Below are 5,028 nucleotides of genomic sequence, written 5' to 3'. Positions count from 1 at the left end.
CCCCCCCGGCGCCCGGCCGCGCCGCCCTCGGGCGCGCGGGGGGGGGGGGGGGGCCCGGCCCGCCCCCCGCCGCCCCCCCCCCCCGCCCCCCCCCCCCCCCCCCCCCCCCCCCCCCCCCCCGCTCCCACAACCACAAGGGCCAGGTTCAGGCAAAGTGGCGCTGTCACGCCAGCCCGCCCCGCGCCGTCCTGCCTTCATGAACCCCGAATCCCTCTTCCAGACCCACCGCCCGCGCCTGCTGGCACTGGCCTACCGCATGCTGGGCAGCCGCGCGGATGCCGAGGACGTGCTGCAGGACGCCTGGCTGCGCTGGGCGGGCAGCGACACCGCCGACATCCGCGACGCAGAGGCCTGGCTGGTCACCACCACCACGCGACTCAGCCTGGACCGCCTGCGCGCGGCCAAGCGGGAACGCCAGCACTATCCCGGCCCGTGGCTGCCGGAACCATTGCAGGTCGAACTGTCGCCCGACACCGCAACCGATCCTGCACAGATCCATGCCGTCGCCAACGAAGTCTCCGTCGCCTTCCTGACCCTGCTGGAGCAACTGAGCCCGGACGAGCGCGCCGCTTTCCTGCTGAAAGAAGCCTTCGACCACGACTACCGCCAGATCGGCAGCCTGCTTGGGCACAGCGAGGCCAACTGCCGGCAACTGGTGCGTCGGGCCAAGCAGCGCCTGCAGGCCGGTGCACCACGCTTCCAGCCGGCGCCGGCACAGCATAGGCAGCTGCTGCAGCGCTTCATGGAAGCGGCCCAGCGCGGCGACAGCCCCGCCATCCAGGCCCTGCTGCATGCCAATGCCGCCCAGTTCTCCGACGGTGGCGGCATCGTCACCGCTGCCATCCGCCCGCTGCGGGGCGCCGAGAGCATCGGCCGCCTGTACTGGGCCATCGCCCGCCGCGGTGCTGCCCTGCCCGCCCAACTTGGCTACGTCAACGGCGAACTGGCAATTCTGCGCTTCGCCGAAGGCAGGCTGGCCTCATTCACCACCATCGAAGTGGTGGATGGGCGCATCGCAGCCCTCTACAGCGTACTCAATCCAGAAAAGTTGCCCCCACTTGTCACGCACGAAGCCGCTGCTGCGTCCTTGTAACGAAAGACGGCCATCGTGGTCGTCTGGAGAAACCTGATGTCCGCTACCACCTTCCCCCGCGTGCCCTACACCCGTCTCGCCGCCGATGCCTTCAAGGGCCTGCTGGCCACCAGCAAGGCCGTGCATGACAGCTCCATCGAGCACGAACTGCAGGAGCTGGTGTTCCTGCGCGTATCGCAGATCAACGGCTGCGGCTACTGCATGGACATGCATGCCACCGCACTGCGCAAGTCCGGCATCGAACCGCGCAAACTCGACACGCTGCCGGCCTGGCACGAGAGCCGCTTCTTCGATGAGCGCGAGCGTGCCGCACTGGGCTGGGCCGAGGCGATGACCCGGCTGCCGGATGGCACGCCCTCGCAGGCCGCCTTCGACGCGTTGAGGCCACATTTCGACGACAAGGGCATCAGCGACCTGAGCATGGCCGTGGCGGTGATCAACGCCTGGAACCGACTCGGCGCCAGCTTGCTGCCGCCGCTGCCCTGATTGAATGACGAACCAAAGGCCATCAATCCAGATCGGACTGATGGCCGCAGCCCGCGCCACACCGCACAATACGGTGCATGGGAACCCTCGTACTGATCCTCGACCTCATCGGCACCTTCGTCTTCGCCCTGTCCGGGGCGACCATGGGTGTGCGCCGGCGACTGGATATCTTCGGCGTGCTGGTGCTGTCGTTCGCGGCAGCACTGGCCGGCGGCATCACCCGCGACCTGCTGATCGGCGCTACCCCGGTGGCGGCGATCAGCGATTGGCGCTACCCGGCTATCACCCTGGCTGCAGGCATCGTCACCTTCTTCTGGGCGCCCTTGATCGAGCGTATGCAGTACCCGGTGCGGATGTTCGATGCGATGGGGCTGGCCTTGTTTGCCGTGGCCGGCACGCAGAAGGCACTGGCCTATGGCATTGATCCGCCAATGGCGGCTGCGCTGGGCATGTTGACCGGAATTGGTGGCGGTATTGCCCGTGATGTGTTGTTGGCACAGGTGCCGTTGGTTTTGCAGGCCGAGTTGTATGCGGTTGCGGCCTTGGCCGGTGCTGCCGTGGTCGCCGTCGGTTACTGGCTGGGGCTACCGGCGCTGCCCTGTGCGTTGGTTGGCGCCGGGCTTTGCTTCGGTTTGCGGATGATGGCGATGCATTTTGGTTGGCATCTGCCGGTGGCGCTGCAGTCATCGGAGCCACCGCCGCCGGAAGGGCCGCGGAAGTGATGTAGGGGATGCAGACGCCTGGTTTTTGGGTTTTTTGCTCTCCCCGCCTCCATGCTGTGATTCCCTCGAAAGTGGGAATGACGGCGTGAAGACAAGAGCAAGAGCAAGAACCAAAGCACCCCTCCCCAACCCTCCCCTGCGCGCTGCGCAAGGGAGGGGGCAAAACCCCAGCCCTTCCCGTGCCTGCGGCAAAGGGAGGAGCGAGGCCGAGGTAACGTCAAACTCACACCTGATCGGCCATCGTGGAAGCCCCACATCAAGAGGGCCCCGCCATGTCCACAGAACGCTCCGACACTCTGATCGGTGATGAAGTCGTCCGTACCCTCGGCCAGCAGGCCCAGACGTCGCAGGTACTGGCCCAGGTAAGGGATGGCCAGGTGACCTTGTCCGGCGATGTTCCCAGCGTCGAGGTCAAACACAATGTCGAGGCCGTTGTTGCCGCCATTGAAGGCGTGCGCAAGGTGACCAGCCACCTCCATGTAGACAGCGGCAAGCGTTCCTTCGGCGCGCCCGGTGAAGCAGTGCGTGACAACCCCGATGGGCGCGACGATGCACGGATGGGCGATATCGATCTGGGCAAGGACGGTTGAGCGCACCGATGCAGCGGGGTAGACGCGTTTTCCGGGTAACCTGAAGCGGCACCTTGCCGCTTGAGTCATCCATGCCACACCCCGAGCCAGCTCCCACCAAGAAACCCAGCTTCCGCGAGCGCGTGGATGCGATGCGCAACCTGCCGCCGTTCCTGCGACAGGTGTGGCAGACCAGCCGCTGGCTGACCATCAGCAGCCTCGGCCTGCGCCTGGTCCGCGCATTGATGCCGGTGGCGATGCTGTACGTGGGCAAGCTCATCATCGACGAGGCTGTGCGCCTGGCTGGCGCTGGTCCGATGCCGCCGCTGGCTGAGGCATTCTCCAGCGGCCATCTCAATACTCTGCTTGAGCTGCTGTTGCTGGAGTTGGCGATCGCGATCGGCTCGGACCTGCTTGGCCGACTGATCAACTACGCCGATTCGCTGCTGTCCGAGCTGTTCACCAATGCCACCAGCGTGCGCCTGATGGAGCACGCGGCCGAGCTCGACCTTGAAGACTTCGAAGACCCCGATCTGCAGGACAAGCTCGACCGTGCCCGCCGCCAGACCATGGGCCGGATGAGCCTGATGAGCCAGTTGTTCGGCCAGGTGCAGGACACCATCACCGTCATCAGTTTTGCTGCCGGCCTGATCGTCTATGCGCCCTGGCTGATTGTGCTGCTGGCGATTGCGCTGATCCCGGCCTTCATCGGCGAATCGCACTTCAACACCCTGGGTTACTCGCTCAACTTCAGCTGGACACCGGAGCGCCGCCAGCTCGACTACCTGCGCCAGGTCGGCGCCAGCGTGGAAACCGCTAAAGAGGTGAAGATATTCAACCTCAACCGTTTCCTGATTGACCGCTACAAGCTGCTGGCCGAGCGCTTCTACAAAGCCAACCGTGCGCTGGCGCGCAAGCGCGCTATCTGGGGCACGCTGCTGGCCGCGCTGGGCACACTTGGCTACTACGCTGCCTATGGCTATATCGCCTGGCGCACCATCCGCGGCGACTTCAGTATCGGCGACCTGACCTTCCTGTCCGGCAGTTTCCTGCGTCTGCGCCAGCTGCTGGAAGGCCTGCTCACCGGTTTCTCGCAGGTTGCCGGGCAAGCGTTGTACCTGGACGACCTGTTCTCGTTCTATGCCATCGAACCGGAGATCCGCTCGCGCCCGGATGCCGTCGCGATACCGCGTCCGATCCGCGAGGGCTTCGTATTCGAGAATGTTGGCTTCCGTTACCCCGATGCCGAGCGCTGGGCAGTACGCAACCTCAGCTTCCAGCTGCAGGCTGGCGAAGTCATTGCGCTGGTCGGCGAGAACGGCGCCGGCAAGACCACCCTGGTCAAACTGCTGGCACGCCTGTACGACCCGGACGAAGGCCGCATCCTGCTTGATGGCCGCGACCTGCGTGACTATGACCTGGATGACCTGCGCGCCAACATGGGGGTGATCTTCCAGGACTTCGTGCGCTATCACCTGTCTGCCGGCGAGAACATCGGCGTCGGTCTGGTCGAGGCCATGAACGACAAGGAGCGCATCCGCAATGCCGCGCGGCGCGCACTGGCCGATGAAGTGATCGATGGCCTGCCTGCGGGCTATGAGCAGTTGATCGGCCGCCGCTTCAAGACCGGCGTGGACCTGTCCGGTGGCCAGTGGCAGAAGATCGCCATCGCCCGCGCCTATATGCGCGACGCGCAGGTGATGATCCTCGATGAGCCGACCGCAGCGCTGGATGCGCGTGCCGAGTTCGAGGTATTCCAGCGATTCAAGGAGCTGTCGGACAACCGCACCGCCGTGCTGATCTCGCACCGTTTTTCATCGGTGCGCATGGCTGACCGCATCCTGGTGCTGGCTGACGGCCGCATCGAAGCCAGCGGCACCCACGAAGAGCTGATGATTGAAGGTGGCCGTTACGCGGAGTTGTTCGAGCTGCAGGCAGCCGGCTACAGATAAGCAACGTAGTGCCGAGCCATGCTCGGCTGGGGCTTTCCCGGCAAGAAGCCATCCCTCCCCAACCCTCCCCTTGGCCTGCGGCCAAAGGGAGGGAGCGTAGTGGGGGGGGGGGGGGGGGCGCGGGGGGGGGGGTGGGGGGGCGCGGGCGGGGGCGGGGGGGGGGGGGGCGGCGCCCGCGCGCCCGGGGCGCGGGTGACGGGGAGGTG

At 66.1% G+C, this 5,028-nt stretch carries 5 protein-coding genes; all 5 read left to right on the top strand.

Annotated elements, in window-relative coordinates; genetic code table 11:
- Positions 1-196: 196 nt before the first annotated feature.
- Entirely contained in the window at positions 197-1,093 is an 897-nt protein-coding gene (gene sigJ / locus ACVOL0_RS19995) for an RNA polymerase sigma factor SigJ (RefSeq protein WP_481550568.1), read from the top strand.
- Between the two features lie 36 nt (positions 1,094-1,129).
- Positions 1,130-1,579, top strand: coding sequence for a carboxymuconolactone decarboxylase family protein (locus tag ACVOL0_RS19990; RefSeq protein ID WP_481550567.1), 450 nt, complete (start codon positions 1,130-1,132; stop codon positions 1,577-1,579).
- A gap of 77 nt (positions 1,580-1,656) precedes the next feature.
- The gene (locus ACVOL0_RS19985) at positions 1,657-2,301 is read left to right on the top strand and encodes a trimeric intracellular cation channel family protein (protein ID WP_481550566.1); all 645 of its coding nucleotides are present in this window, start codon (positions 1,657-1,659) and stop codon (positions 2,299-2,301) included.
- Positions 2,302-2,573: 272 nt separating this feature from the next.
- On the top strand, positions 2,574-2,891 hold the full coding sequence (locus ACVOL0_RS19980; RefSeq protein WP_481550565.1) for a BON domain-containing protein: 318 nt from the start codon (positions 2,574-2,576) through the stop codon (positions 2,889-2,891).
- 71 nt (positions 2,892-2,962) lie between these two features.
- Complete coding sequence (locus ACVOL0_RS19975; RefSeq protein WP_481550564.1) at positions 2,963-4,822, top strand: ABC transporter ATP-binding protein; 1,860 nt, start codon at positions 2,963-2,965, stop codon at positions 4,820-4,822.
- Positions 4,823-5,028: the final 206 nt, after the last annotated feature.

It is taken from the genome of Stenotrophomonas sp. STEN021, from assembly GCF_056760175.1.
Note: the sequence above shows the minus strand (reverse complement) of the source record. Positions and strands in the feature narration are given on the sequence as shown.

Excerpts from the sequence above, each read along its gene's own strand:
- ACVOL0_RS19975 (WP_481550564.1), top strand. The coding sequence starts at position 2,963 with ATGCCACACCCCGAGCCAGCTCCCACCAAGAAACCCAGCTTCCGCGAG.
- ACVOL0_RS19990 (WP_481550567.1), top strand. The coding sequence starts at position 1,130 with ATGTCCGCTACCACCTTCCCCCGCGTGCCCTACACCCGTCTCGCCGCC.
- ACVOL0_RS19985 (WP_481550566.1), top strand. The coding sequence starts at position 1,657 with ATGGGAACCCTCGTACTGATCCTCGACCTCATCGGCACCTTCGTCTTC.
- ACVOL0_RS19980 (WP_481550565.1), top strand. The coding sequence starts at position 2,574 with ATGTCCACAGAACGCTCCGACACTCTGATCGGTGATGAAGTCGTCCGT.
- sigJ (WP_481550568.1), top strand. The coding sequence starts at position 197 with ATGAACCCCGAATCCCTCTTCCAGACCCACCGCCCGCGCCTGCTGGCA.